This is a genomic window from Marinobacter sp. F4218 (genome assembly GCF_019443085.1).
In the GTDB taxonomy this organism is placed as follows: Bacteria; Pseudomonadota; Gammaproteobacteria; order Pseudomonadales; family Oleiphilaceae; genus Marinobacter; species Marinobacter albus.
In genome coordinates this window covers 176,762-203,073 of record NZ_JAHZIL010000004.1, presented here as the reverse complement: position 1 = coordinate 203,073, position 26,312 = coordinate 176,762, and the positions used below count along the sequence as shown (strand labels likewise).

Annotated in this window: 22 protein-coding genes; 12 read left to right on the top strand and 10 right to left on the bottom strand. The window is 58.7% G+C overall.

Annotation, left to right across the window (positions count from 1 at the left end):
- Nucleotides 1–13: 13 nt before the first annotated feature.
- From K0B93_RS16205 to K0B93_RS16185, 5 genes are all read right to left on the bottom strand, one after another.
- A complete protein-coding gene (locus K0B93_RS16205) occupies nucleotides 14–748 on the bottom strand; it encodes a HupE/UreJ family protein (protein WP_219868303.1) in 735 nt (244 codons plus the stop codon).
- 48 nt (nucleotides 749–796) lie between these two features.
- Nucleotides 797–1,171 (bottom strand): hypothetical protein, encoded by a 375-nt coding sequence (locus K0B93_RS16200; protein WP_219868302.1) that lies wholly within the window; start codon nucleotides 1,169–1,171, stop codon nucleotides 797–799.
- A gap of 119 nt (nucleotides 1,172–1,290) precedes the next feature.
- Nucleotides 1,291–2,472 (bottom strand): NAD(P)/FAD-dependent oxidoreductase, encoded by a 1,182-nt coding sequence (locus K0B93_RS16195; protein WP_219868301.1) that lies wholly within the window; start codon nucleotides 2,470–2,472, stop codon nucleotides 1,291–1,293.
- Nucleotides 2,473–2,518: 46 nt separating this feature from the next.
- The gene (locus K0B93_RS16190; RefSeq protein ID WP_219868300.1) at nucleotides 2,519–3,574 is read right to left on the bottom strand and encodes an NAD(P)-dependent alcohol dehydrogenase; all 1,056 of its coding nucleotides are present in this window, start codon (nucleotides 3,572–3,574) and stop codon (nucleotides 2,519–2,521) included.
- Between the two features lie 99 nt (nucleotides 3,575–3,673).
- The gene (locus K0B93_RS16185; protein WP_219868299.1) at nucleotides 3,674–4,477 is read right to left on the bottom strand and encodes a PhzF family phenazine biosynthesis protein; all 804 of its coding nucleotides are present in this window, start codon (nucleotides 4,475–4,477) and stop codon (nucleotides 3,674–3,676) included.
- 232 nt (nucleotides 4,478–4,709) lie between these two features.
- Here K0B93_RS16185 and K0B93_RS16180 point away from each other — a divergent pair, with 232 nt between their 5' ends.
- On the top strand, nucleotides 4,710–6,125 hold the full coding sequence (locus K0B93_RS16180; RefSeq protein ID WP_219868298.1) for a PLP-dependent aminotransferase family protein: 1,416 nt from the start codon (nucleotides 4,710–4,712) through the stop codon (nucleotides 6,123–6,125).
- Here the strand turns inward: K0B93_RS16180 and K0B93_RS16175 are convergent.
- Nucleotides 6,122–6,775, bottom strand: a complete 654-nt coding sequence (locus K0B93_RS16175) for a response regulator transcription factor (RefSeq protein ID WP_219868297.1) — start codon at nucleotides 6,773–6,775, stop codon at nucleotides 6,122–6,124. The genes K0B93_RS16180 and K0B93_RS16175 overlap by 4 nt on opposite strands.
- Nucleotides 6,768–8,273, bottom strand: a complete 1,506-nt coding sequence (locus K0B93_RS16170) for a PAS domain S-box protein (protein WP_219868296.1) — start codon at nucleotides 8,271–8,273, stop codon at nucleotides 6,768–6,770. The genes K0B93_RS16175 and K0B93_RS16170 overlap by 8 nt, the downstream gene beginning before the upstream one ends.
- 152 nt (nucleotides 8,274–8,425) lie before the next feature.
- Between K0B93_RS16170 and K0B93_RS16165 the strand changes: the two genes are divergently transcribed.
- From K0B93_RS16165 to K0B93_RS16145, 5 genes are all read left to right on the top strand, one after another.
- Complete coding sequence (locus K0B93_RS16165; protein WP_219868295.1) at nucleotides 8,426–10,054, top strand: acyl-CoA synthetase; 1,629 nt, start codon at nucleotides 8,426–8,428, stop codon at nucleotides 10,052–10,054.
- Nucleotides 10,055–10,314: 260 nt separating this feature from the next.
- A complete protein-coding gene (locus K0B93_RS16160) occupies nucleotides 10,315–11,148 on the top strand; it encodes a metal-dependent hydrolase (protein ID WP_219868294.1) in 834 nt (277 codons plus the stop codon).
- A 110-nt stretch (nucleotides 11,149–11,258) separates the two neighbouring features.
- Nucleotides 11,259–12,209 carry a DegV family protein gene (locus K0B93_RS16155; RefSeq protein WP_219868293.1) on the top strand — a complete coding sequence of 317 codons (951 nt, stop codon included), beginning with the start codon at nucleotides 11,259–11,261 and terminating at the stop codon, nucleotides 12,207–12,209.
- A 147-nt stretch (nucleotides 12,210–12,356) separates the two neighbouring features.
- The gene (locus K0B93_RS16150; protein WP_219868292.1) at nucleotides 12,357–13,391 is read left to right on the top strand and encodes a hypothetical protein; all 1,035 of its coding nucleotides are present in this window, start codon (nucleotides 12,357–12,359) and stop codon (nucleotides 13,389–13,391) included.
- A 36-nt stretch (nucleotides 13,392–13,427) separates the two neighbouring features.
- Nucleotides 13,428–14,060 carry a LysE family translocator gene (locus K0B93_RS16145; protein WP_219868291.1) on the top strand — a complete coding sequence of 211 codons (633 nt, stop codon included), beginning with the start codon at nucleotides 13,428–13,430 and terminating at the stop codon, nucleotides 14,058–14,060.
- An 83-nt stretch (nucleotides 14,061–14,143) separates the two neighbouring features.
- Here K0B93_RS16145 and fdxA read toward each other — a convergent pair whose 3' ends face one another.
- Together fdxA and mutS are read right to left on the bottom strand one after the other, a co-directional pair.
- On the bottom strand, nucleotides 14,144–14,467 hold the full coding sequence (fdxA, locus tag K0B93_RS16140) for a ferredoxin FdxA (RefSeq protein ID WP_219868290.1): 324 nt from the start codon (nucleotides 14,465–14,467) through the stop codon (nucleotides 14,144–14,146).
- Nucleotides 14,468–14,626: 159 nt separating this feature from the next.
- A complete protein-coding gene (mutS, locus tag K0B93_RS16135) occupies nucleotides 14,627–17,260 on the bottom strand; it encodes a DNA mismatch repair protein MutS (RefSeq protein ID WP_219868289.1) in 2,634 nt (877 codons plus the stop codon).
- A gap of 81 nt (nucleotides 17,261–17,341) precedes the next feature.
- On the opposite strand from mutS, the gene K0B93_RS16130 reads away from it, so the two are divergent.
- From K0B93_RS16130 to K0B93_RS16110, 5 genes are all read left to right on the top strand, one after another.
- Nucleotides 17,342–17,842, top strand: a complete 501-nt coding sequence (locus K0B93_RS16130) for a nicotinamide-nucleotide amidohydrolase family protein (RefSeq protein WP_219868288.1) — start codon at nucleotides 17,342–17,344, stop codon at nucleotides 17,840–17,842.
- 197 nt (nucleotides 17,843–18,039) lie between these two features.
- A complete protein-coding gene (gene recA, locus K0B93_RS16125) occupies nucleotides 18,040–19,086 on the top strand; it encodes a recombinase RecA (RefSeq protein ID WP_219868287.1) in 1,047 nt (348 codons plus the stop codon).
- A 257-nt stretch (nucleotides 19,087–19,343) separates the two neighbouring features.
- On the top strand, nucleotides 19,344–20,888 hold the full coding sequence (locus tag K0B93_RS16120; RefSeq protein WP_219868286.1) for an arylsulfatase: 1,545 nt from the start codon (nucleotides 19,344–19,346) through the stop codon (nucleotides 20,886–20,888).
- Between the two features lie 65 nt (nucleotides 20,889–20,953).
- A complete protein-coding gene (locus tag K0B93_RS16115; protein WP_219868285.1) occupies nucleotides 20,954–22,684 on the top strand; it encodes an alkaline phosphatase family protein in 1,731 nt (576 codons plus the stop codon).
- Nucleotides 22,685–22,742: 58 nt separating this feature from the next.
- Nucleotides 22,743–23,240 carry a flavodoxin family protein gene (locus tag K0B93_RS16110; RefSeq protein WP_219868284.1) on the top strand — a complete coding sequence of 166 codons (498 nt, stop codon included), beginning with the start codon at nucleotides 22,743–22,745 and terminating at the stop codon, nucleotides 23,238–23,240.
- Nucleotides 23,241–23,266: 26 nt separating this feature from the next.
- Here K0B93_RS16110 and K0B93_RS16105 read toward each other — a convergent pair whose 3' ends face one another.
- Entirely contained in the window at nucleotides 23,267–23,644 is a 378-nt protein-coding gene (locus K0B93_RS16105) for a PilZ domain-containing protein (RefSeq protein WP_219868283.1), read from the bottom strand.
- 247 nt (nucleotides 23,645–23,891) lie between these two features.
- Between K0B93_RS16105 and K0B93_RS16100 the strand changes: the two genes are divergently transcribed.
- Nucleotides 23,892–26,300, top strand: coding sequence for a Lon protease family protein (locus K0B93_RS16100; RefSeq protein ID WP_219868282.1), 2,409 nt, complete (start codon nucleotides 23,892–23,894; stop codon nucleotides 26,298–26,300).
- The last annotated feature ends 12 nt before the right edge of the window (nucleotides 26,301–26,312 follow it).

The window sequence follows — 26,312 nt, the reverse complement described above, 5'->3', positions numbered from 1 at the left end:
GACATCTCCAGAATTAAGCGAAAAAATAGCCGGTGAGCTGGTAGCCAATGAGCAGGAACCCTGCACTCATCATGGCTACGTTGGCGGTGTAGGCGTGGCGGAAAAAACCATCGGTTTTTCGCCAGAAGCTCATCACAATCAGGATCATCGCCAGAGCAATAAGCTGCCCGATCTCAACGCCCACGTTGAAGGCGAGGAGGTTGGGGATGAGTCCATCCGGGGAGATGTCGTACTCGATGATCTTTGTGGACAGGCCAAAGCCGTGGAAGAACCCGAAGACGAGAGTGGCGACTTTGGTGTTGGGTTGAAAGCCAAACCAGCGCTGATAGGCTCCGAGGTTGTCCAGGGCTTTATAGACCACGGAGAGGCCAATGATGGCGTCAATGATGTAGCTATTGATCCCGACGTTGAAGTACACGCCCAGCAACATCGTGGTGGAATGCCCCAGGGCAAACAGGCTCACATAGATAGCAATGTGCTGCATGCGGTAAAGGAAAAAAATCACACCCAGCAAGAACAGCAGGTGGTCATAGCCGGTAACCATGTGTTTGGCACCGAGGTAGATGAACGCGATGAGGTTCACTCCGGAAATTTCCTGAATGTAGCCCTTGTCGCCCTGGGCAACAGCATGAGCCAGAACATCGGTGCTTAAGCCAAGCAATCCGAGTGTCAGGAATATCCAGAAGAGACGGCTGGCTCGGGGCGCAACAGGTGCACGCCGGGAACCGTCAAGCAAGCTTGGTAGCATAAAGACTCCAACAGTTTTCGTTTCATAAGGCTGCAAGGGCAGCGAGATTCAAGCAGAAGGGAGTGCTTTAGGAGGCCGTTCAAGCCGGTAGCGAAAACTGCGGGGGGAGTCACCGGCAAAAGGAACCGGTTGCCTGAGCGCGGCCATACCCTGGGAGATAAGAGGAATCGTCAGCTGGTCCACGGTGTCGTGGGTATGGTTGCCGGCATCGTGATGCCGCGAGGTATCTGGTTCTTGACCGGCATCGTGGCTGTGACGATCATCACTGTGTGAATGATCGGCCTGGCCCGCTTCCGGACTTCCTGCCATCTGAGCCACACCGTGTGAGAAAGCCTCACCGATTACCGAGAGTGACAAGCCTGCCAGCGCGAACAGCATGACGAGAGTCGGAAGCAGCTTTTTACGGTGGAGGGCCGTAATCATAGGTCTCAGTGTGCAGGTCTGGTTGTTGGAACTCTGAAGGCGCTGAGGATAACATTCCCTCGTGGGCGTTAGGGATAAAATCATAGAGGGTCACACCCACCAAAGGCACCCGAACACCTTCAGGCAACGTTGCCCGCCGCCACACCCGAGGCCCACGCCCACTGGAAGTTATGGCCGCCAAGGTGCCCGGTCACGTCCACCACTTCACCGATAAAATAGAGATTGGGGCGTTCGAGTACGGCCATGGTCTTTGAGGACAGCTGTCGAGTATCCACGCCACCCAGGGTCACCTCCGCCGTTCGGTAGCCCTCAGTTCCGGCGGGCTTGATGTGCCACTGGCCGAGCGCTTCCGCTACCTGTTCCAGGTCGCTGTTCTTATAGCCCTGCAGGGGGCCTGTCCAGCCGTGCATGTCGTTGTAAGCCTGGGCAAACCGTTTGGGCAAATGCTGTCCGAGGTAGTGGCCGACGGTGGACTGAGGCTTGTTTTTCCTCAGGGAAAGGAGGTCTTCGTGAATCCGGTTGGCGGGCAACAGGTCTACCGTCAGTTCGTCACCCGGGTGCCAGTAACTGGAGATCTGCAGCATTGAGGGGCCACTCAGACCGCGGTGGGTGACGAGCATGGGTTCGCGGAAATGCTGGTCACGGCACGAGACGTCGACCGGGCAACTGACGCCGGACAGGGGCGCGAGCTGTTCCTTCAGTTCCGGGTGCAGGGTAAACGGCACCAGGCCGGCCCGTGTGGGCAGGAGGGTGAGCCCGAACTGTCTGGCGATGTCATAGCCGAAGCCGGTGGCGCCCATGGTGGGAATGGATAGCCCGCCACTGGCAATGACCAGGGACTCGCAGGTCAGCGAGCCGGCGCTGGTGGCCAGCTTGTAACCGGTATCGATGCCCTGTACGCCGGATACGGAGGTTTTTAACCGGATTTCAGCGCCGGCCCATTCGCACTCGGTAAGCAGGACGTTCAGGATGTCTTTGGCGCTGTCTTTGCAGAACAGTTGCCCCGCTGCTTTCTCCTCGTGCTCTACGCCGTGGCGCTCCACCAGTTCCAGGAAGTCCTGGGGGGTATAGCGTTTGAGCGCCGAAATGCAGTAATGAGGATTATCGGACAGAAAGTTGGCGGGCGTGCTGTTCAGGTTGGTGAAGTTGCAGCGGCCGCCACCGGACATCAGAATTTTCTTGCCCGGCTTGTTGGCGTGGTCAATCACCAGCACCTTGCGGCCACGGTATCCTGCCGTGGCCGCGCACATCAGACCAGCGGCCCCCGCGCCAATGATGATTACGTCGTAGTCCGAACTCATGAGTACCCGCACAAAGAGAAATGTGCGGGCATTATACGCGATGCCACTAGCTGTTTTTCAGTGTTGCCATATCAATCACGAACCGGTATTTCACGTCGCCCTTTTTCATCCGTTCGTAGGCGTCGTTGATGTTGTGAATGTCCAGCATCTCGACATCGCAACTGATGTCGTGCTCGGCGCAGAAATCCAGGACTTCCTGGGTCTCCGGCATGCCGCCGATGAGTGAACCGGCCAGAACCCGACGCTTGAACACCAGGGCACCTGCCTCCAGAGCCGGCTCGATGGGCTCCAGCAACCCGACAATGATGTGGGTGCCATCGTAGGTCAGGCAGTTTAGGTAAGGGTTCAGGTCGTGTTGTACCGGGACGGTGTCGAGCATGAAGTCGAAAGTCTCCGCGACTTCCGCCATCTGGTCCTCGTCGGTGGATATCACCACATGGTCGGCACCCTGTTTCTTGGCCTCGGCGACCTTGCTTTCAGAGCGGGTGAAGATGGTGACTTCGGCGCCCAGCGCCTTGGCAAACTTCACGCCCATGTGACCAAGACCGCCCATGCCGATCACGCCGACCTTGTGTCCCGCTTTGACGCCATAGTGACGCAAGGGCGAGTAGGTGGTGATGCCGGCGCACAACAGCGGCGCTGCCTTCTGGATGTCCAGTTTGTCCGGGACCCGGACCACGAACCGTTCACTGACCACAACCCGTTCGGAGTAACCGCCGAAGGTGATGGAGTGGTCGTAACGGTCCTCGCCGTTATAGGTGCCGGTCATGCCTTCGCTGCAGTATTGTTCCAGGCCGGCTTCACAGGCAGAGCAGGTACGGCAGGAATCGACCATGCAGCCTACGCCGACGATGTCACCTTCCTGATAGTTCTTCACGCCGGGGCCGACGGCCGTGACGCGTCCGACGATTTCATGGCCGGGAACAACCGGGTACTGGGTGACGCCCCAGTCGTTCTCGGCGAAATGTATGTCGGTATGGCAGACGCCACAGTAGTCGATCTCAATGGCAACATCGTCCTTGCGCAACGACCGCCTCGTGATGTCGTGCGGGGCCATGCCGGAGGTGGGAGATTGTGCCGCGAATGCTTTGGTCGCTGTCATGGTTCAGGCTCCTTTTACCGGATGTATTGGGCTTTATACTCCGGTTGGCGCCAAATCTCTCACCGTTTGACATTGCCATCGTGTAATTGCCGCACCCGGCTACAGCTGAATGGAACCCTCCATGAAAAAGGCCGCCTGCCCGGCAATGGCTACGCGCTCACCTTTCAACTCGCAGCGCAGGACACCACCTCGTCTCGACACCTGGTGTGCGTTCAACCGGGTCTTGCCCAGAACCTCGGCCCAGTAGGGCACCAGCACGCTGTGGATGGAGCCGGTCACCGGGTCCTCGTCAATGCCGGCGCCCGGGGCAAAGTACCGGCTAACGAAGTCGCACTCCTCGCCCTTGGCTGTCACGATCAGACCCTGGTTACCCAGCGTCTTGAGCTTGCGTAAATCCGGTTGCGCCGCCCGCACCGCAGCTTCGCTGTCGAGGACCACCATGTAGTTAGTGTCGTTGGGTACGAAGAAGGCAGTTTCCGGCGCTTCGGGGAGGGCTTCTCTCACCAGTTGCGGGGTATCCTGCTGCTCAAATGCGAGGTTCGGAAAATCCAGAACCAGCCAGCCCCCATCATCCTGGCGAACACCCAGGATGCCGCTCTTGGACTGAAAGCGAACAGTCTCCCCGGTCCAGCCCAGTTTGTTGAACAGCACCCAGGCACTGGCCAGGGTTGCATGGCCACAGAGCGGTACCTCGACACCCGGGGTAAACCAGCGGATATGAAAATCGGCGTCCTCGTTGTCCGGCAAGGGGACCAGAAAGGCGGTTTCCGACAGATTGTTCTCGTTGGCCAGTGCCAGCAACGTGGCATCCGGGAGCCAATGCTCCAGCGGCATGACTGCTGCTGGGTTTCCGCCGAAAATGCGATCGGTAAAGGCGTCTACCTGATAGATGGAATAGGTCATTTCTCTTCTCCCTGTGGCTGAGAACACGATAACGCCGGAAGGGCGTCAGTTCACGGGGTTATTGTGTGGCACGGTCGGCAGTCGTTACAGATGCAGATGATCTGGTTTTGAACCGGTACAGGAGTATCATGGCTTCAACTGTACCGGGCGAATTCCCCTCGAACTGTACCGATCCGTTTGGTCCTGAATCTGGTGCAATGGGAGTCTGGAGCTTGAAAGGGAGGTGGCTGACATGGGCGTTCTATACAATCAGGTGGCGGACCAGTTACAGGCGCTGATTCAGGATGGCGTCTATCGGGACGGAGATCGATTGCCCGGCGTGCGAGTGCTGAGCCGGCAGTTCGGGGTGAGCATTTCCACGGTCTTGCAGGCCCATCAGACCCTGGAAGGCCGGGGGTACCTCGATGCCCGTGAGCGCAGCGGCTATTTCGTGCGACTGCCGGCGCTGGATGCGCCGGAGCCGGTTATGCAGAAGCATCGTGCCAAACCGGTACCGGTGACCGCCCGCGAGATGACTCTTGACCTGTGCGTGGACGAACAGAAGCGCATGGTGCCATTGGCCACCGCAATTCCGCACCCGGATTTCCTACCCCTGCGTCAGATCCAGCAAAGTACCTTGTGGGCGGCGCGCCGGGGTCTGGAGACCCTGGACTATGCGTTCCCGGGCAAGGAATCCTTCCGGCGCCAGATTGCCCAGCGCATGGCAGCCCTGGGTGTACCCATCACGCCGGACGACGTACTGGCCACCAACGGTGCCCAGGAAGCGATCATCCTGGCGTTGCGGGCTGTGACCCAACCGGGCGACATTGTTGCCGTTGAGACGCCGTCGTTTCCCGGAATCCTGCAGGCCCTGGAAGTGGTGGGACTGCGGGTGATTGAGATCCCGACCCATCCGTCGGACGGGATGAGCCTGGAGGGACTGCAACTGGCGCTTGACCAATGGCCGCTCAAGGCCTGCGTGGTCGTCACCAACCACAGCAACCCGATGGGCGCGAGAATGCCGGACGAGCGCAAGAAACAGCTGGTTTCCATGCTGGCTGCCGCCTCGGTGCCGCTGATCGAGGACGACATCTACGGCGATCTATACCACTCCGGGGAACGGCCCCGGCCCGCCAAGGCCTTTGATCGCACGGACAACGTGATCTACTGCAGTTCCTTCTCAAAAACCATTTCGCCGGGGCTTCGGCTGGGCTGGATGGTACCCGGTCGTTACATGGCCATGGCCCGACAGCACAAGTATTTCGTTAACCTGGCCACGTCCTCCATTCCGCAGTTGGCGGTAGCCCATTTCCTGGAGCAGGGCAGTTACGATCGATACCTGCGTTCAGCCCGGCAGCATTATCGGGAGTCGTCAGAGCGAATGCGGGCGGCGATTACCCGATCGTTCCCGGAAGGCACCGCCGTCAGCCGGCCCCAAGGCGGCTTTGTCCTGTGGGTCCAGCTACCGGACGGCATTTCGGGGACCGAGATCTACCAGAAGGCAAGGGCGGAGAATATCAATGTGTCACCGGGACTGATGTTTTCAACCACGAACAAATACGACAACTGCCTTCGCCTGAACAGCGCCAATCCCTGGACCGAGCGTATTGAACAGGCCGTGGTCCGTTTGGGCGCGTTGGCCCACGCGGAGCGGAAAGTGGCCGGTTAGTCCCCGGCCCGCAAGTCCAGCGGGTCAATCAGGCCGGCGGCGATGGCGATGCCGGTAACATCCGGCAGACGCTCGGCCTCCAGTCGTTTCATCACCCGGGCGCGGTAGAGGTCTATGGTTTTCACGCCCACGTCCAGCTGGTCGGCGATTTCACGACTGGTATAGCCCTGGGCCAGCGGCAGGAATACGTCCCGCTCCCGCCGGGTGAGGGTCGCCAGAAGGCTTTCGGTGGACTCGTCACCCTGCTGCCGGTGACTGGTCTGGCGGTGCTCCTGCAGCGCCTGTTGCACGCTGTCCAGCAATAGCTGTTCGTTGAACGGCTTCTCAATGAAATCGAACGCACCCGACTTGAAGGCCCGGACCACAATGGGCACGTCGGCGTGGCCGGACACGAAAATGATGGGCAGCTCCAACCCTCGTTTCTGCAATTCCTCCTGCACGTTCAGTCCGCCCAGGCCGGGCATGCGGACATCCAGCACCACGCAGCCTGCATCCGAGCCGCTAACCGCATCCAGGAACTTGCGGCCGTCGCTGTAGGCTGCCACGTGAAGGCCGACCGACTCCAGCAGCCACTGGGTGGATTCCAGCATGCCGGCGTCGTCATCAACCACATAAACGGTGGTGGATTCGGTGGCTGAGGTATCAGTCATCGGGTTGAGTCTCCGTGCGGGGTGCAGCGTTGGATTGGGTGCAGGTTGTTGGCGGAAACCGGCAGATCAGCGTCAGACCGCCGGATCTGGCCGGAGTGGCATCCAGAAAGCCGCCAAAACCCTCGATAATGGAGCGGCTCATGGAGAGCCCCAGTCCCAGCCCCTGGGGTTTGCTGGTGTAAAACGGCTGGAACATCTGCCGAATGCCCCGGTCATCCAGGCCCGTGCCCTGATCACTTACCTCAATCAGGGTTTCCCCGGCGGTGTTGACGCAGGTGCTGATCACGACCGAGGAGGGCGTGTCGCCGGCGTGCCGGTCCCGGGCTTCAACGTTCGCCTCGATACCGTTGCGGATCAGGTTGATCAGCACCTGTTCCAGAAGCACCGGATCAGCAGTTATCACCGGGGCACAACGGGCGAGACGCTGGGTAATCCGGACACCGTTCTTGTCCGCTTCCCACTGGCACAGGCGGGCAACATTGGCGACGACGTCGTTCAGGGATACCGGCGCGGTACGTTTGTGACCCTTGCGCAGGAACGCCCGTAATCGTTTGATCACTTCTGACGCCCGGTTGGCGTGATGGACGATCTTCTGCAGGCCATCGTCCACGCGGTTCAGGCATTCCGGATTGGTCCGGGCATTTTTCAGGTAGCGCTGACTGGCGCTGGCAAAATTCACGATGGTGGCCAGAGGCTGGTTCATCTCGTGGGCAATGCCGGAGGCAAGTTCCCCCAGGGTCGCCAGACGCGCGGCATGGGCCAGTTCGTCGGCAAGACGCCGATTGCTCTCCTCCGACTCAACCCGGCCGGTGATGTCCCGGGAGACGCTGACAACCTCGATGACGGCGCCGGTATAGGTTTCCCGGATAGCCCGGCTGGCGATTTCGAACCAGCGCCGGGTGCCGTCACGGTGGATAATGTCCACGGTCATTGTGGCGTAGCCATAGTCACGAAGGCGGTTGCGGGTCTCGGTCAGCTTCCGGGTTACCGAATTTCCCTTGAAGATGCCTGCCAGGGATTTTCCACGGAGTTCCTCGGGCCAGTATCCGAGCAGCCGCCAGGAGGCCGGTGTGGCATCAATGAAGCGTCCGTCCGGTGCATGGCGGGAAATCAGGTCGGTGGTATTTTCGGTAATCAGCCGATACAGCCTGTTGGAGCGGGTGGCCTCTTCACGCATGCGCACGTCTTCCGTCGCATCCCGGCCCCGAACCAGTAGCTGTCCGGTTTGCGGATCAGGGATAAAGGCCCAGAGCAGAATGGTCTCGCCGACCCTCGCTTCCACGCCCTCGATGGCCCGGTTCTGGTTCAGCGCTGACATCACCAGTGCACAGGTATTGACCGGTAACAGGTCCAGTGCGTCGGTGAGGCCGTTGCGCACAATCAATTCCCTGGCTGCACGATTGAGCAGAAGCAACTCGCAATCGGTATTCAGTACCAGTCCGGGTTGCGGGTCTGCGTCCGGCAAACTAAATACGGTTACGGGGGGAGAATTTGTCATCGTGGTTAATATGGTATTTGCACTATAATACGTTAGTGTAATTTCTAGTATTTGTTCTATCAAATACCATTTCGGCCAGCTCGAAGTATAGCGGCTTTAGCGATTCTCCTGAATACACCATAAGAACAACAGTGCTCACAGAGGACCCCACAATGACCTCGATTTTTGATCAGGGCCTTGCGCCCGTCGATGCCAATTACGCCGTTCAATCGCCGGTTGATTTTATTGAACGTACTGCCGGCGTTTACCCGGAATTCCCGTCCGTCATTCACGGTGCCATCCGGTACACCTGGGCCCAGACATACGAGCGCTGCGTGCGACTCGCCTCGGCCCTGAAAGGGCGCGGTATTGGCCGGGGTGATACCGTGGCGGTGATGCTGCCGAACATTCCGGCCATGGTGGAGAGCCATTTCGGTGTCCCCATGGTCGGCGCGGTTTTGAACACCCTGAACGTGCGGCTGGACGCCGAAGCCATTGCCTTCATGCTGGAGCACGGCGAAGCGAAGGTGGTGATCGCCGATCGCGAGTTTGGCGATGTCATCAATGACGCCGTCAGCCGCCTCAAGCACAAGCCACTGGTTATTGATGTGGACGATCCCGAGTACGGCGAGGGGGTTCGGGTCAGCGAACTGGATTATGAGGCCTTTCTGCATGAAGGTGATCCCGCGTTCCAGTGGAGCTTTCCGGCGGATGAGTGGGACGCGATTTCCCTGAATTACACCTCCGGCACGACCGGTAACCCGAAAGGCGTGGTCTACCATCATCGCGGTGCCTACCTCAACGCCCTGGGTAACCAGGCGGTCTGGTCGATGGACATGCACCCGGTCTACCTCTGGACGTTGCCGATGTTCCACTGCAATGGCTGGTGTTTCCCCTGGACCATTACGGCCATGGCCGGAACCCACGTGTGCCTGCGTCGGGTAGATCCGGAGAAAATTCTGCAACTCATTCGTGATCACCAGGTCACCCACATGTGTGGTGCCCCGATCGTGCTGAACGCCCTGCTGAACGTGCCGGAATCGGCCAAGGCCGGTATTGATCACGACGTGAAGTCCATGACGGCCGGTGCGGCGCCACCTGCCCAGGTAATCGGAGCCATTGAGGAGATGGGCATTGAGGTTACCCACGTATACGGCCTCACCGAAGTCTATGGCCCGGTGACCGTCTGTGCGTGGAAAACCGAGTGGGACAAGCTGCCGTTGCATGATCGGGCCAGGAAGAAGGCCCGCCAGGGCGTCCGTTACCACACCCTGGCAGGAACCATGGTGGGCGACCCGAATACCATGGAACCGGTGCCCAAAGACGGCAAGACCATCGGTGAGATCTTCCTGCGCGGTAACACCGTGATGAAGGGTTACCTGAAAAATCCGAAGGCCACCGAGGAGGCCTTCCGGGGCGGATGGTTCCATACCGGTGATCTGGCCGTCTGGCACGAGGACGGCTACATGGAAATCAAGGACCGCCTGAAAGACATTATCATCTCGGGTGGTGAGAACATTTCCACCATCGAAGTGGAAGACACGCTATACCGTCATCCTGCCGTGCTTGAGGCTGCCGTGGTAGCTCGACCGGACGAAAAGTGGGGGGAAACGCCCTGCGCCTTTGTGACCCTCAAGCCCGAAGCGGGTGAAGTCAGTGCGGACGACATCATCAGCTTCTGCCGTGAGCACCTGGCTCGCTTCAAGGTTCCCAAGACTGTCGTGTTCTCGGAACTGCCCAAGACCTCCACGGGCAAGATCCAGAAGTTCGTGCTGAGGGATCAGGCCAAAGAGCTGGACTGATCCCATGGGCCGCAGCCTCCGATTTCGGACCGGAGGCGGGCCACCCCCCCGTGTGTCCTTGGGAGGCGGAATGCCTCCCTTTTTTCTCCACATTCTGAATGATGACAGAATGTCATTTCGTGACAATTTGTCGAAATGTTCGTTCCAAAGCCTTCCTTCGTTCTTGTTTTCAGGTTTAAACTGATTCCACTGGTGAATGTTTAACCGCTGTTTGTAATCGATAACAACACGACAAAACGTGATAACAACAGGAGGCAGCCATGACCATCAGTTCCACTCCCGAAGGGGTGTCGGTTCAGCCCCGGCATATCCGGTTCGATGTCAGTGACGACCTGAAATCCTTCTGGCACGGCAACAATGCCTTCAGGACCGCATTCTTCAACGCCCTGTCCCTTCAGTTTCCGGATGGTGAGCAGCAGTTTATCAACGCCGTTCGGCTATACCGGGATCGCATTGAAGACCCCAAGCTCCAGGCTGAAATACGCGGGTTTATTGGTCAGGAAGCGCTGCACAGCCGTGAACATAAAAGCTACAACGAAGCCTTGAAAGCCCGGGGTTATGACATCGATGCCATTGACGAACGATTCGCCCGGCACATGAAGTGGGTGGCCAATCTGCCGCCCAGTCGGCAACTGGCGGGAACCTGTGGCGCTGAGCATTACACGGCAGTTCTGGCGAACGCCATACTCCGCCATCCGGAATGGATGGAGGGCGCGACCCCGGCCATGGCGCGTCTCTGGCGTTGGCACGCGATCGAGGAGACCGAGCACAAATCAGTGGCCTTTGATGTCTATCGCGAGTGTGTCGGCGATGAGCGTCTGCGGCGCATCGTGTTCCTCTTTGTTACCTGGAATTTCTTCAAGTACACGTTCCTGAACACCTGTAGCCTGCTTAAGACTGACGGCAAGCTCTGGAGTGTGAAAACGTGGCTGGGCGGCCTGAATTTCCTGTGGGGAAAACCCGGGGTTATCCGCAAGTGCCTGCCCGAATTTCTTGCCTACTTCCGCAAAGGGTTCCATCCCTGGCAACAGGACAACCGGCGACTTCTTGAAAAAAACCTGAAGGAACTGGAGGCAGCACCATCCGCCCATTGACGGTGTGGTGCTGAAATTCTGACCGGGTTGTGTAAAACTGGTCTCCTTTTAAAATAATGACAATAAAGGGCGTTCCCATCGAGGATCAGCCCGGCGCTGGAGGCCTCATCATGCGAATTGGTTTGATCGTCGATTCCGCGTGCGATTTACCCTACGAATTCAGTCGCAAGCACGACCTGTTTATCCTTCCTGTTACGGCTGTCATAGATGGCCAGACCTACATCGACGAGCATGACCCGGTCAGGACCCAGGAGTTCTACCAGAGCGGGTTGCTGCAGAAAGGGCATCAGGCCGAGACCCAGGCCTATTCGCCGAAGCAGATCTACGACCTGTTCATGGAGAAGATCATCACCCAATTCGATGTGGCGTTCTGTGAAACCGTCACCCGCAGTCGAAGCCTGATCTTTGAAAATGCCACCGAGGCCATGAACAGTGTGCTCGCCAATTACGACAAGGCCCGCGCGGCAGCAGGGCGTGAGGGCAAGTTCTCGATGCGGGTCATCGACAGCAAGCAGATTTTTGCCGGCCAGGGCCTCCTTGCCGCCCATACCCTGAAACTGATCGAGCAGAAGCTCTCCAAGAACGCCCTTCGGCATGAGGTCGAGACCTTCTCGGACAAGATCTACACCTGTGTCATCCCGCGAGACCTTCACTACATCCGGGAACGGGCCCGTCGACGCGGCGACAAGAGCGTCTCGGCGCTGGTGGCCTTCCTGGGAAAGGCCCTCAATATCACGCCGGTGATCTTCGGTAAGGGAGCAGAAGGCCAGCCCGTGGCCAAGACCCGAAGTTTTGATGTGGCGGTGGAAAAAGTGATGAACTACGCTGCCGCCCGGGTGGAGGCGGGCCTGGCCACGCCCTATGTCAGCCTGTCCTGTGGCCTGACCTGGACCGAAATCGAGGACCTGCCGGGGCTGAACCGTCTTCGGGACGCCTGCGAACGCAATGGCGTCGAGCTGTTGCTGTCCCAGATGGGGATCACCAGCAGCATCTATGTGGGGCCGGGCAGCTTGTGTCTCGCCCTGGCTGCTGATCCGCACACCTTCAACGATTTCCAGTAAGTCGCCGCCGCTACAAACCGACGTGGCGGCCGGCATTTGCCCAGCCGCGGTCGTAACCCGGTAGTTTTGGCAAACTCTTCCCTGGCGCTGCCGTGTTAGCCTCGTAAGCCTTCTTCCAAACCTTTTGCATACAGGACCGTTGAACCCATGAGCAACAGCAATGCGGATCTCGCCAGCAGGCTGCTGGAACAGCACGTAAAGCACGAAATGGCGTCGCTTAAAGGGGCCAGGTTGCGCAAGTTCCTTGAGCGCGAGGTGACGGAACTCCTGGGGCAGGCTGATGTGGTTACCCTTGGTCGACTGAGTTCTGTGGAGCAGGTGATGGGGGTGATCCAGCGGATCGTCGTGAATATGGAGCTGGATGCCGGTATCCCTGAACTGGCGGCGGAAATGGCCACGGAGGTGATGAACGCGCCGGTGCAGGAACAGACCACGCTGGGCGAAATCATCAGCCGGGACCAGGCAACCGGTTTCGTGGAAGAGGCCCTGGAATTGCGCCAGCAGCGGGAGCGGGTCATCAGCGAGATCATGGCACATCCGGTCTATCAGGAGCTGGTGTCCAACGTGGTCTACGCCGGCCTCGTGAATTACCTCTACGAGGACAACCTCATTACCAAGTCGGTGCCGGGGGTGGGTTCCATGATGAAGTTCGGCAAGAAAATGGCGAATCGGGCCGTGCCGGGACTGGATGAAACGTTTGAGCGGCGGATAAAAGCCTGGTTATCCGATAGCTTGCCGGGGCTGATTGCCCGCAGCGAGGAGTTCCTCAACAAGGCGCTGTCCGATGACGAACTGCGGGACAGTGTTATGGCCGGCTGGGTGTCGGTAGAGAATCGCACCATTGCCGAACTGCGCGAAGGAATGGGGGATGTCGAACTTCAGGAATTCGTGGTGCTGGGCTACGAGTTCTGGCTTGAGTTCCGAAAAACCGCCTACTTCGAGGGATGTGCCCGCGCGGTGGTGGAACACCTGTTTGCCAAGTATGGCGACCGTCCGATCAGCGACCTGCTTAAAGATGTTGGAGTCACCCGGGAAATGATCATGGCCGAAATCGATGCCTACGCACTTCCGGTTATGGACGTGTTGCGGGAACAGGGCTATGTTGAGGCCCTGGTGCGCCGCAGGTTGAGCAGCTTTTACAGTTCTGCGGCGGCACGCAAGATTCTTGAGCCGGAGGCCTGACCAGCGCAGCCACCGGCCATTCACCGGAGGCCTGCCATGTTTACAGAATTGTTCTGGGCGTACCTGGTAGCTATTACTCTGCTGACCATTACACCGGGTGTCGACACCCTGCTGGTGATGCGTAATACCGGTCGTGGTGGCTTGAGAGATGGCTGTGTGACCAGTGTCGGTATCTGTAGCGGGCTGTTTATCCACGCGACGCTCTCGGCGCTGGGGATTTCCATTTTGCTGGTTGAAACCGCGTGGGCCTTCTCCGCACTGAAATGGGCGGGAGCCTGTTATCTGGTATGGCTGGGCATTGCCTCACTCCGCCAGGCCTGGTCAAGGAACAGCAGGCCCAAGACGGAGCCGCGCGAGGTGGTCAGGCGGCGGGTGGGCACGTCGGTCTCGTTCCGGGAGGGGCTGCTCTCCAATGTCCTCAACCCCAAGACAGCCCTGTTCTATATGGCCCTTTTGCCACAATTCGTGGACCCAGCCGGTAACGCTTTCCAGCAGTCGCTGGTCCTGGCGAGTGTCCATTTCCTGCTCGCCATGGTCTGGCAGTGTGGGCTGGCCTTTGCGGTGGTCCGGTTCAAGGGGCTGGGGGCGAGTGCGCGGGTGAAACGTGCGTTGAATGCTGCCACCGGCGGGTTCTTTGTCGCCATGGGGGCGAAGCTGGCCAGTAGCTGAACCGATCGGATTGGAAGGACGCCTGAACAGGCAAACAAAAAGGGAAGCCCTGGGAGCTTCCCTTTTTGCATTCAGGCGTCGCCTTACTTCTCGAGGTACTGGATCTTGTCCGGTTTGCCGTCCCATTCCTCGGCGTCCGGCAGCGGGTCCTTCTTCTCGGTAATGTTTGGCCACTTGCCCGCGAGATCGGCGTTGATCTCTACAAACTGGACCTGATCGGCGGGCAGCTCATCCTCGGAGAAGATCGCTTCTGCCGGGCACTCGGGCTCACACAGGGCGCAGTCAATGCACTCGTCCGGATCAATTACCAGAAAGTTCGGGCCTTCGTAGAAACAGTCTACCGGGCAGACTTCCACGCAGTCTGTGTATTTGCACTTGATGCAGTTATCAGTAACGATAAACGCCATAGTCAGATCCCTGGTCCAGTGGTCAATCTCATCGGGAGCTTGCAGTCAGGCTCCATGGTTATGTTTTATTGCGCGATATTGTAGGGAGCGCCCCGCAGACCCGCAAGAGTTGACCCGCTATATCGTTATTACTTGGATCAAAAAGCCGGAAAATTCCGGTCATTTCTCCAGCAATTCCTTCAGTTCGTAAAGCCGGTTCAGGGCCTCTCTCGGGGTCAGGTCATCCAACTCAAGCGCCTTGAGTGTTCGTTCGACCACACTGGGCTCCAGACTTGCGAACATATCACCTTGCATGACCGGCTCGCTGACGCGCGCTGAAGGCTGCGGGCGGGCCTCCTGAGCGCTTGGCGCCGGGGCCTGGTTCGTAGGGACTGCAGCGGGGGTTGCGCTGCCTTCGAGGTGGGCCAACTGGCCCTTGGCGTTGCGTATCACGTCCTGAGGTACACCAGCGAGCTTGGCCACCTGCAGGCCGTAGCTCTGGCTCGCCGGGCCATCGTGGACGTTGTGAAGGAAGACGATGCTGTCGTCGTGCTCGGTGGCAGTCAGGTGCACGTTGACGGCGTGGGCGAGGTCATCGGCGAGCTGGGTCAGTTCAAAGTAGTGCGTGGCGAACAGGGTGTAGCAGCGAATGTTTTTTGCCAGGTGTTCGGCCGTGGCCCAGGCCAGGGAAAGCCCATCGAAGGTGCTGGTACCGCGGCCCACCTCATCCATCAGCACCAGGCTGAACTCCGTGGCATTGTGGAGGATATTGGCGGTTTCAGTCATTTCCACCATAAACGTGGAGCGACCGCCGGCAATGTCATCGGAGGAGCCCATGCGGGTGAAAATCCGGTCGACGGGCCCCAGAACCGCGCGGTTGGCCGGTACGAAACTGCCGGTGTAGGCCAGCAGGGCAATCAGCGCGGCCTGACGCATGTAGGTGGACTTACCGCCCATGTTCGGGCCGGTGATCACCAGCATACGACGCTGGGTATCCATCAGCAGGTCGTTGGGCACAAAGGGTTCATCCAGCAGCTGCTCCACCACCGGATGGCGGCCCTCTTCGATATCAAAACCCGGTGATTCACTGAATTCCGGTGCCGCAAGGCGCAGGGTGGTGGCCCGTTCGGCAAAGTTGCTCAGGACGTCCAGCTCGGCCAGAGCCTGGGCAGCATCCTGAAGTGGCGCCAGCTGCTCGGCGACCGCTTCCAGGACCTCATCGTAAAGGGCCTTTTCACGGGCCAGCGCGCGGCTCTTGGCGCTCAGGGCCTTGTCCTCGAACTCTTTCAGTTCCGGGGTGATAAACCGTTCCGCGTTTTTCAGGGTCTGGCGCCGAATGTAATCCACCGGAGCCTGGTCGGACTGGGCCCGGCTGATTTCGATGTAGTAGCCGTGCACCCGGTTGTAGCCCACCTTGAGGGTGCTGATACTGGTACGGTCCCGTTCCCGGGTTTCCACGTCCAGCAGGTACTGGCCCGCGTTCTCGCTGATGTTGCGTAGGTCGTCCAGTTCCTCGTCAAAGCCCTCACGGATAACGCCGCCGTCACGGATAACCACGGGCGGATTGTCGATGATGGACCGTTCAAGCAGGTCAGCCAGCTCCGGGTATTCGCCGATGATGGTCGCCAGCTTCACAATGTGATGGGAATTGACCGGTTTCAGGGTTTCCTGAAGGCTGGGCAACGCCTGGAAGGCATCCCGCAACCGGGCCAGGTCCCGGGGGCGGGCCGAGCGCAGGGCGACCCGGGCGAGCACCCGTTCAATGTCTCCGACCGCCTTCAGCAGGTCGTGCACCGGCTCATAATGAAAGCCGTCCAGCAACGCCGATACCGCCTGTTGGCGCTGGGAGACCACAGTCACGTCGCGCAGTGGGCGATTGAGCCAGCGCCGCAGCTCCCGGCCGCCCATGGAGGTGGCAGTGCGATCCATTACCCAGGCCAGCGTATGCAGGTGGCCGCCCATCAGGTTGGAGTCGATCTCGAGGTTGCGGCGGCTGGCGGCATCCAGGATGACCGCTTCATCCCGCCGTTCCCGGGTCAGTTTCCGGATGTGGGGCAGGGCGGTGCGTTGGGTTTCCTTGGCATACTGCAGCAGGCAGCCGGCAGCGCAGATGGCCAGGGTCAGGTCCTCGCAGCCGAACCCGGTCAGGTCCCGCACCTGCAGCTGGTGTGTGATGACCCGGCGTGCCGTATCGGATTCGAACAGCCAGGGCCCCTGGCGGCGAACGCCGGTGTAACCCTCCAGCACCTCTTCGTAAGGGAAGTCCTCGCTTATCAGGATTTCCGCCGGACGCACGCGCTGGAGTTCGCCCTGCAGGGCTTCCAGGTCGTCCAGCTCAGAGACCGCAAAGCGGCCGCTGGAAATATCCAGCGAGGCAAAGCCGAATTGTTCGCGATGGCTGTAAATGGCTACCAGCAGATTGTCGCGACGGTCCTCCAGATAGGCATCGTCACTGAGTGTGCCCGGCGTGACAATTCGAACCACCTGGCGATCGACCGGGCCTTTACTGGTGGCCGGATCGCCAATCTGTTCGCAGATGGCGATGGATTGACCCGCCCGCACCAGCCGGGCAATGTATCCCTCAGATGAATGGAACGGGATGCCGGCCATGGGGATCGGGTTGCCGCCGGATTGCCCGCGAGCTGTCAATGTGATGTCCATCAGCTCGGCGGCTTTCTTGGCGTCTTCATAAAACAGCTCGTAGAAGTCCCCCATGCGGTAGAACACCAGCTCGTTGGGATGCTGCCCCTTGATCTTCAGGTACTGCTGCATCATGGGGGTGTGCTTGGAGAGATCGGTCTGGGCTGCTGACATGGACGGTCCGGATTGCCTTGCTTTGGATGAAGGCGTGAATTGTAAGAAAATAACGCCCCGGATGAAACGAAGGAGATCATTATGACCGCCAGTGATCAGGAATTGTCTGAGGCGGGGGCCCGCCTTGGCAAACTGCTGGAGCGGCAGGGACGTATGGTTGTCACGGCCGAGAGCTGCACCGGAGGCTGGGTAGCCAAGGTGTTGACGGACAGGGCGGGTTCCTCCGCGTATGTGTTGGGAGGCCTGGTAACGTACAGCAACAGTGCCAAGGAAGGGTTGCTGGGCGTAAGCGGCCAATCACTGGCTGACCACGGTGCCGTAAGTGAACCGGTGGTTCGGGAAATGGTTGCCGGTGCGCTGGCGGTGACCGGTGCGGATGTGGCTGTGGCCATCAGTGGTGTCGCGGGTCCGGGCGGTGGCAGCGAAGATAAGCCTGTGGGCACGGTGTGGTTTGCCTGGGGCCGAGGCCAGGCATCCACGGAAGCCGTGGTGGCCCATTTTCCAGGTGACCGGGACCAGGTTCGGCGCCAGGCGGTGCTCTTTGCGTTGCAGGGGGTCAGTGATTTCCTGGGCGCATCCTGAATGGCGTCAGATGGGACTGGCGGAAGCCTCGGGTCAGTTTCGTGAAAGAGGGGGTTGGTCTCCTCATCGGGTTATGTTTTAATACTGTTCAAATATACAGGGAATTTGCTGTATCTGCTGTACAAGTTCCCGCTCCAAAATTCTGCGACCGGCGTTAAGTGACGACCGGTGGCTACGGCGACAGAGGGTTTGCACTGATGGAAGACAACCGCAAGAAAGCACTAAGCGCAGCACTGGGTCAGATTGAGCGCCAGTTCGGCAAGGGCGCCGTCATGAAAATGGGCGATCAGCCCCGTGAAGCCATTCCTGCGGTATCCACCGGTTCTCTCGGACTCGACGTTGCCCTGGGTATTGGCGGCCTTCCCTATGGGCGGATCTGTGAGATCTACGGCCCGGAAAGTTCCGGTAAAACCACGCTGACCCTCCAGGTCATCGCTGAAGCCCAGAAGCAGGGAAAAACCTGTGCCTTTGTCGATGCGGAGCACGCACTTGATCCGATTTACGCTGAAAAGCTGGGCGTGAATGTCGACGACCTGCTGGTGTCCCAGCCGGATACCGGCGAACAGGCACTGGAAATCGCTGATATGCTGGTTCGCTCCAACGCCGTTGACGTGATCATCGTGGACTCCGTCGCAGCTCTGACGCCGAAAGCGGAGATCGAAGGCGAAATGGGCGACAGTCACGTGGGGCTTCAGGCGCGTTTGATGTCTCAGGCCTTGCGCAAACTCACCGGTAACGTCAAGCACGCCAACTGTCTGATGATCTTTATCAATCAGATTCGAATGAAGATTGGTGTTATGTTCGGCAGCCCGGAAACCACGACCGGTGGTAACGCCCTGAAATTCTACTCTTCTGTGCGTCTGGATATCCGTCGCATCGGTTCCGTGAAGGATGGCGACGAAGTGGTGGGTAACGAAACCCGCGTGAAAGTGGTCAAGAACAAGGTGGCGCCGCCGTTCCGCCAGGCCGAATTCCAGATCATGTACGGCAAGGGTATCTACCACATGGCCGAGGTTCTGGACATGGGTGTGAAAGAAGGCTTCGTGGACAAATCCGGTGCCTGGTATGCCTACAACGGCGACAAGATTGGCCAGGGCAAGGCCAACGCCTGCAAGTTCCTGGAAGAGAACCTGGATCTGGCCACGGAAATTGAAGCCAAGGTCCGTGACAAGCTGATGCCAAAGCCGGAGAAAAAAGAGAAGGCCGAGGAAGCCCCGGCTGAAGCAAATGGCGAACTGCTCTAACTAACTGTCCGTCCAAGAATGGGCAGCAGGACGCATTTCCTGCTGCCCATGCTCCCTTCCAGTCCAGTCCATCCCTCCGATTTTCGATCCCTTTCGTCTCGACGTACCTGTCTTGCCGGGGATGCCGCCGACTTGAAAAGCAAGGATTGTGTGTTATACACAGATAAGACGATCCGGGTAGTGGCCCCGCTAGAAACGCGGGGCCGTAGTGGTGATTGTTTGGTTAAAAGGATCTTCAACCAAACCAGGGTATCCCCATGAAAACGCCGCATTACGCTCCCCTGAAGCTGTGCCTTCTTGCACTCTTCGCTCTATGCTCCACCCTCACTTATGCCCAGTCGGAAAAGCCGAACATATTGATCATCTGGGGTGATGACATCGGCTGGTCGAACCCCAGTGTCTACCATCGGGGAATGATGGGCTATCAGACGCCCAACATCGACAGCATTGCCAAAGAAGGCGCCTTGTTTACCGACTGGTACGGGCAACAGAGTTGCACCGCCGGACGTGCGGCCTTCATTACCGGACAGAGTCCGTACCGAACCGGGTTGCTGAAAGTCGGGCTTCCGGGCGCAAAGGAAGGTCTGTCGGAAAAAGACCCCACCATCGCAGAATTGCTTAAAAACCATGGTTACATGACCGGGCAATTTGGCAAGAATCATCTGGGGGATCTGGATGAAATGCTGCCAACCAACCATGGTTTTGATGAGTTCCTGGGCAACCTCTACCACCTCAACGCCGAGGAGGAGCCAGAGAACCCGGATTACCCGCAGAACCCGGAGTTCAAGAAGAAGTTCGGGCCGCGGGGCGTCATCAAGAGCTTTGCCGATGGTGACATCGAAGATACCGGTCCGCTGACCAAAAAGCGGATGGAGACCATCGACGACGAAGTCACAGGCGCCGCCCTGAATTTCATAGACCGTGCTCACCGAGCCGATAAGCCCTTTTTTGTCTGGTGGAATTCCACCCGCATGCACGTGAATACCCATCTTAAGCCAGCGTCGGAAGGCGTTACCGGCCTGGGTGTCTATGCCGACGGTATGGTCGAGCATGATGGTCATGTCGGCCAGTTGCTCGCCAAGGTGCGTGAACTGGGGCTCGAAGACAACACCATCATCATGTACTCCACTGACAATGGTGCCGAAATCTTTGCCTGGCCCGATGGCGGCATGACGCCTTTTCGCAACGAGAAAAACTCGAACTGGGACGGCGGTTATCGCGTGCCGACACTGATCAAATGGCCCGGCGTGATCGAACCCGGAAGCGTATACAACGATGTGTTTTCCCACGAAGACATGTTGCCTACCCTCCTGGCGGCGGTTGGTGAGCCCGACATCAAGGAAAAGTTGTTGGAAGGCCACGAAGCCAATGGCAGGGATTTCAAGGTTCATCTGGATGGCTACAACCTGTTGCCGTACTTCAAAGGCGAAGTGGAAGAGGGCCCTCGCAAGGAATTTTTCTACTGGACCGATGATGGCGACCTGGCGTGCCTGCGCTATGACCGCTGGAAGCTGGTCTTCATGGAGCAGCGAGCTCACGGTTTCGAAGTGTGGCAGGAGCCGATGGTTACCCTGCGCGTGCCCAAGCTGTTTGATATGCGCGGCGATCCGTTTGAACGGGCAGACCATGACTCTGAAAAGTATGCGATGTGGCGCTTTGACCGTGCATTCCTGTTGCTGCCCGGCTCAGCTTACGTGAGTCAGCATCTGGAGACCTATAAAGATTTCCCTCCCCGTCAGAAGCCCGGCAGCTTCAATCTGGAACGGGTCCTGGAAATGTTGCAGGAAAATCAGGGCGGGTAATCCCGATCGCGCTTATCGTTGGATAATCGAGGGGCACTATTTCGCCGGTCGACTGGGGGACTGGAATGAAGCACGTTCTAAATAGATGGGCGCGTGTAGTGCTCGGGCCTGCACTTGCCGTCCTGATCGTCGGGCTGACACCCGGCGTATCAGGCGCTGCAGAAGCCGGGGGCGGCCACCCGAAACTGATTCTGCAAATCACCGTGGATGCACTACGGGCCGATCTGCCGGAGCGTTACGCGTCCGTTCTGGGAGAGGATGGCTTCAAGCGCCTGTGGAGCAATGGAATCACCTATTCCAACGCCAATTACCGCCACGCCAACACGGAGACCGTGGTCGGCCACGCCTCGTTGGCCACGGGCACGGTACCGGCGCGCCACGGGATGATCGGGAATGTCTGGTTTGACCGTGAGTTGGGGCGCCTGGTCTACAACATCGAAGACGCCCGCTATCGGTTGCTGACCGCGGGCGCTGACGTGGATGAACAGACTGAAATCGATCCGACCCAGAAGGCCGCCAAGGTGGATGGCCGGTCACCAACCGCCATCCTGACGTCGACCTTCAGCGATGAACTGGCGATTTATTTCAATGGGCGTTCGAAGATATTCGGCGTTTCCGTGAAAGATCGCGGCGCGGTTACGCTGGCGGGGCAGACCGGGAAAGCTTTTTGGTTCTCCAAGGCCACCGGGGAGTTTGTTACCAGCACCTATTACTATGACGAGTACCCGCAGTGGGTGACGGACTGGAATGCGGGCAAGCCCGTTGGCAAGTACGCGGGCAAAGCCTGGGACCTGCTCCTTGAACCGGATGCCTACCAGTTCGCCGGCGCTGATGATCAAGGCTTCGAGACCGATTTCCCGGGTTTCGGGCGTGCGTTTCCCCACGCCTTGGGGGCGGCCGACGATAAGTACATGACCACCCGCCTGACCCTCAGTCCGGCCGGAGATGAACTGACCCTCGATTTTGCAAAAGCGCTGTTGACTGAAGAGCAATTGGGGCAGGACGATGTGCCGGATTTCCTGGCGGTCAGTTTTTCCTCAACCGACTACGTTGGTCACATATTTGGTGCCTCCAGTCTGGAGGCCGAAGACAACATGGCTCGTCTCGACCGCACCCTGGCGGACCTGCTCGGCTTTGTTGACAAGCACGTGGGGCTTGAGAACACATTGATTGTGCTCTCGGCGGATCACGGACAACCGGAGGTCCCCGGCCATCTCAACCAGCTCGGCGTGTCCACCGCCAGCTATTTCGATGTTGAGGCGCTGGACAAAACGCCGGCCATTGAAGCCCTGAAGACGAAATTTGGCATCGGCGAGGAGCTGATCGAGGCGTTCTTCCAGCCTTATCTGTATCTCAATAATGACATCATTGAGAAGGAAGGCCTGGATAAAGTGGCTGTCGAACAGACGCTTGCCGAGACGCTGATGCAGTTTGAGGGTATCTCCGTGGCAATTCCCAGCTCGGCCCTGCGGTCGGGCGCATTCCCGAATGTTCCGGTCATCGATGCCGTCCTGAATAACTTCCACCCGAAACGTTCGGGCGACATCTACGTGGTATTCAACCCCAACGTCTTCATTAACGATTTTGATGGCTTGGAGGTGGCTTCGGTTCACGGGTCACCGTGGCGTTATGACACCCACGTGCCGGTGATTTTTTCCGGATACGGCCTGAAGGCCCGGACCGTCACTCGACCGGTAGCGCCGTATGACATTGCCCCGACACTGTCTGCTGTGATCGGTGCCAAAGCGCCTTCAGGCGCGGTTGGCCAGCCCTTGCAGGAAGTTCTGGAAAATTGACTTTGTTACACTGATCCTGGATTTCCCTGCTGCATATTCGGTAATCGCAGGGGCATCAATGCTGCGAACCGATCCGGGAGAAAGTGTGGAAAACAGCAAAAAATTATTGATCGTGGCTCATGCGCCGTCCCCGAATACCCTCAAACTGCGGGAGGCGGTGGAGAAGGGCGCACGGCATGCGGATATCGAGAATGTAGAGGTGACCGTTCTGGCGCCCCTGGATGCTGGCCCGGAGGACGTACTCGCCTGCGACGCCATTATCCTCGGGACCACTGAAAACCTCGGTTACATGAGCGGGGCGCTGAAGGACTTCTTTGACCGAAGCTATTATCCGTGCCTGGAGCGCACCCAGGGCCTGCCCTTTGCCTATTACATCCGGGCGGGCCATGATGGCACCGGCACCCATCGCGCCATCGAGTCGATCGCAACAGGCCTGCGCTGGAAGCGGATTCAGGAGCCGCTGATCTGTCGCGGCGAATACCGCGAGGAATTTTCCGAGCAGTGCCAGGAGTTGGGCCTGTATGTGGCGGCCAGCCTGGATGCCGGCCTGATCTAACCCCCGGAGTTGGCCTGGAAGGGGAGTTAGCTGGCTAAACGGTTGTAGAAACCTTCGATCCGTGACAATGCGTTGTCCATGGCGCGTGAATAGCCTTTTTTATCCAGGCAGTAACTGAACTGTACGCTGATCCGAAAGCCGGCCTGGTATGGCTGGCACTCCACAACCCGGGCACCCACACGGGATTCCCGGATGTACTTGCCGGCAAAGTCCAGGAATAAACGAACACCAGGCTCCACCGGTCGCGGGCAGAGAACGGCCATGCCGTAACGGTTCAGGTCCAGGCAGGTGACCGAGGTGGCCTGCTTGCCACGGCCAAGGAACCCGCGTTCCCGTAACCAGACCTGAAGGCAAGAGGCTGGGTAGCGATCCTTGATTCTCCGATCGGTTGAATCACTCGTCATACAGGTGCGTCCGTTGCGTGTCTTGTCTTTGTTGTCCCCCGGCAATCCAGCAGACGGATTGCGACCGGGAGATGAAGTTTAGTTCTGGAACATCTGTCTGAAAAATAACCATTCATGAAAGTGTGAACTGGCTAACACTTCCATAAAGGGCCGCCAGCCCGGCAGAAATCTTGTGCTCGCACGCGACAGGGGCGGCCGCAGAATCTACAATGACCGGCCAATGATTCAACCGTTACAGGACCGTACCTTGAAGTCACTGTCTCTGCACCAGCTCTACAAAGCCTGTGTTCTGAAAGACCTGCCATTCAAAACCACCCGGCAACTGGAGCCACTGGCCGAAATCGTCGGCCAGAATCGGGCCCAGGAGGCCGTTCGCTTCGCACTGGCCATGCCCCATGGCGGCTATAACGTCTATGCGGTAGGACGAAACGGGCTGGGCAAGCGCACCATGATGCTGCGTTACCTCGAGCACCACGTCGATACGGACCAGCAGAGTCATGACTGGTGCTATGTTGCCAATTTTGAGGAACCACGGGTTCCTCGGCTGCTGCAAGTCCCCGCGGGCAAGGGCACCCAGCTCAAGCAGGACATGGAAAAGCTGATGAGCCGGCTGGTCAAGGTCATCCCTCAGACGTTCGACAGCGACAGCTTTCTGGAACGGTCGGAACAGCTCAAGAACGAATACGGCAAGATGCAGGAAGATGAACTGGAGAAGGTGGCGGCCCAGGCCAGGCGCAAGAAGGTCAGCCTGACCGTCACCACGCCCGGTGGTTACCGGCTTGTCGCCATGAACGGCGACGAACCGCACACCGCAGAGTCCTTCCAGGCACTGACCGAAGAGCAGCGGGACAAGTTCGAGGACTCAATCAACAAGCTGGAAAAGAAGCTCCGGCAGGCGCTGCGCAAGCTGGCAGACTGGGAGCAGGAGTATGCCGACAAGCAGCAGGCGCTGAACAAGGAAACCCTCGAAGGCATTTCGGGCCACCAGATTGACGAGCTGGAGGAAAAATACCGGGATCTGCCCGACGTGGTTTCCTATTTTGAGGCGGTGCGGAACGACCTCGCCGAGAACCTGGATATTTTCCTCGACGATGACGACGAACAGGCGGCTATTGCCTACGCCTCGCTCGACAAGAAAATGCCCCGGCGCTATCTGGTCAACCTGTTGGTACATCAGAAAACCAACGAAGTACCGGTGGTGGTTGAGGATAACCCGACCTACCACAACCTGTTCGGTTACGTGGAGAACGTGACCTATAAAGGCACGGTGTTCACCGACTTCTCGCTGATCCGGCCGGGCAGCCTGCACCGGGCCAACGGTGGTTACCTGTTGATGGATGCCATCAAGGTACTGGAGCAGCCGTTCGTCTGGGATGGTCTGAAGCGGGCTCTGCGATCCAAGTCCATCCAGATCAATTCGCTGGAGCGCGAACTGACCCTGTCTGGCACCATTTCCATCGAGCCGGAAGCGGTGCCGCTGGATGTGAAGATTGTCCTGTTTGGTGACCGGGAAACCTGGATGCTGCTGCAGGAATACGATTCGGAGTTCGCCGAATTGTTCCGGGTGACGGCGGACTTCGAGAATGAAATGTATCGGTCCGACGACAGCCAGCTGCTGTATGCCAAGTTCATTGCCAGTCTTGTCAGCGAGAAGAAGCTCCTGCACTGCTCGAACAAGGCGGTGGCTCGGGTGATTGAGCACAGTTCGCGAATGGCGGAGCATCAGGACCGCCTTTCTCTGCACGCCGCCGATATTGCCAATCTGCTTCGCGAGTCCGATTTCTGGGCTCGCCAGGCGGGTGCGAAACTGATTCAGGACGCACACGTAGAGCGGGCACTGGAAAGCGCCAAATACCGCAGCAGCCGTATCCGTGACCAGTTCTACGATTCCATTCGTGACGGGTCGACCCTGGTCAGCACCAGCGGCACCTGCGTTGGGCAGGTAAACGCGTTGTCGGTGCTGTCGACCGGTGGGTTCGAATTCGGCCTTTCCAACCGTGTCACTGCAACCTGCTACTATGGAGATGGTGCGGTGATGGATATCGAGCGGGATGTGAAGCTGGGAGGCAATATCCACTCCAAGGGCGTCATGATTCTCAGCTCCTGGCTGGCATCTCACTTTGCAATCACAGACCCGATGCATCTGTCTGCCAGCCTGACCTTCGAACAGAACTATGGAGAAATTGACGGCGACAGCGCATCCCTGGCGGAACTCTGTGCCCTGATCTCGGCCCTGGCCGAGATCCCGGTCAGGCAGGACCTGGCGATTACCGGCTCAGTCAACCAGTTCGGAGAGGTTCAGCCTATTGGCGGGGTAAACGAGAAAGTCGAAGGCTTCTTTGCAACCTGTCAGTTAAAAGGCGGTCTCACCGGCACCCAGGGCGTAATTGTCCCCAGTACCAACGTCCAGAACCTGATGCTGGACAGTGAATTGGTCAACGCCGCCCGCGAGGGTCGGTTTGCGGTCTATGCCGCCAGCCGATTGGAAGAGGCTGTCACCCTGTTGCTCGGCAAACCTGCCGGCAAGGCGGATGACAAGGGCAGGTACCCGAAGCAGAGCGTTTTTGGCATTATCCAACAACGGCTTGAAAAAATGCGTGAACATGAGCGTCAGGAACATGCCCGGGACGATCATAAGGATCCGTCAATTCACTGACCGGACATCATA

Excerpts from the sequence above, each read along its gene's own strand:
- K0B93_RS16180 (WP_219868298.1), top strand. The coding sequence starts at position 4,710 with ATGGGCGTTCTATACAATCAGGTGGCGGACCAGTTACAGGCGCTGATT.
- K0B93_RS16175 (WP_219868297.1), bottom strand. The coding sequence starts at position 6,775 with ATGACTGATACCTCAGCCACCGAATCCACCACCGTTTATGTGGTTGAT.
- K0B93_RS16160 (WP_219868294.1), top strand. The coding sequence starts at position 10,315 with ATGACCATCAGTTCCACTCCCGAAGGGGTGTCGGTTCAGCCCCGGCAT.
- fdxA (WP_219868290.1), bottom strand. The coding sequence starts at position 14,467 with ATGGCGTTTATCGTTACTGATAACTGCATCAAGTGCAAATACACAGAC.
- mutS (WP_219868289.1), bottom strand. The coding sequence starts at position 17,260 with ATGTCAGCAGCCCAGACCGATCTCTCCAAGCACACCCCCATGATGCAG.
- K0B93_RS16130 (WP_219868288.1), top strand. The coding sequence starts at position 17,342 with ATGACCGCCAGTGATCAGGAATTGTCTGAGGCGGGGGCCCGCCTTGGC.
- K0B93_RS16190 (WP_219868300.1), bottom strand. The coding sequence starts at position 3,574 with ATGACAGCGACCAAAGCATTCGCGGCACAATCTCCCACCTCCGGCATG.
- K0B93_RS16145 (WP_219868291.1), top strand. The coding sequence starts at position 13,428 with ATGTTTACAGAATTGTTCTGGGCGTACCTGGTAGCTATTACTCTGCTG.
- K0B93_RS16105 (WP_219868283.1), bottom strand. The coding sequence starts at position 23,644 with ATGACGAGTGATTCAACCGATCGGAGAATCAAGGATCGCTACCCAGCC.
- K0B93_RS16205 (WP_219868303.1), bottom strand. The coding sequence starts at position 748 with ATGCTACCAAGCTTGCTTGACGGTTCCCGGCGTGCACCTGTTGCGCCC.
- K0B93_RS16195 (WP_219868301.1), bottom strand. The coding sequence starts at position 2,472 with ATGAGTTCGGACTACGACGTAATCATCATTGGCGCGGGGGCCGCTGGT.
- recA (WP_219868287.1), top strand. The coding sequence starts at position 18,040 with ATGGAAGACAACCGCAAGAAAGCACTAAGCGCAGCACTGGGTCAGATT.
- K0B93_RS16200 (WP_219868302.1), bottom strand. The coding sequence starts at position 1,171 with ATGATTACGGCCCTCCACCGTAAAAAGCTGCTTCCGACTCTCGTCATG.
- K0B93_RS16170 (WP_219868296.1), bottom strand. The coding sequence starts at position 8,273 with ATGACAAATTCTCCCCCCGTAACCGTATTTAGTTTGCCGGACGCAGAC.
- K0B93_RS16185 (WP_219868299.1), bottom strand. The coding sequence starts at position 4,477 with ATGACCTATTCCATCTATCAGGTAGACGCCTTTACCGATCGCATTTTC.
- K0B93_RS16155 (WP_219868293.1), top strand. The coding sequence starts at position 11,259 with ATGCGAATTGGTTTGATCGTCGATTCCGCGTGCGATTTACCCTACGAA.
- K0B93_RS16120 (WP_219868286.1), top strand. The coding sequence starts at position 19,344 with ATGAAAACGCCGCATTACGCTCCCCTGAAGCTGTGCCTTCTTGCACTC.
- K0B93_RS16115 (WP_219868285.1), top strand. The coding sequence starts at position 20,954 with ATGAAGCACGTTCTAAATAGATGGGCGCGTGTAGTGCTCGGGCCTGCA.
- K0B93_RS16150 (WP_219868292.1), top strand. The coding sequence starts at position 12,357 with ATGAGCAACAGCAATGCGGATCTCGCCAGCAGGCTGCTGGAACAGCAC.
- K0B93_RS16165 (WP_219868295.1), top strand. The coding sequence starts at position 8,426 with ATGACCTCGATTTTTGATCAGGGCCTTGCGCCCGTCGATGCCAATTAC.
- K0B93_RS16110 (WP_219868284.1), top strand. The coding sequence starts at position 22,743 with ATGCTGCGAACCGATCCGGGAGAAAGTGTGGAAAACAGCAAAAAATTA.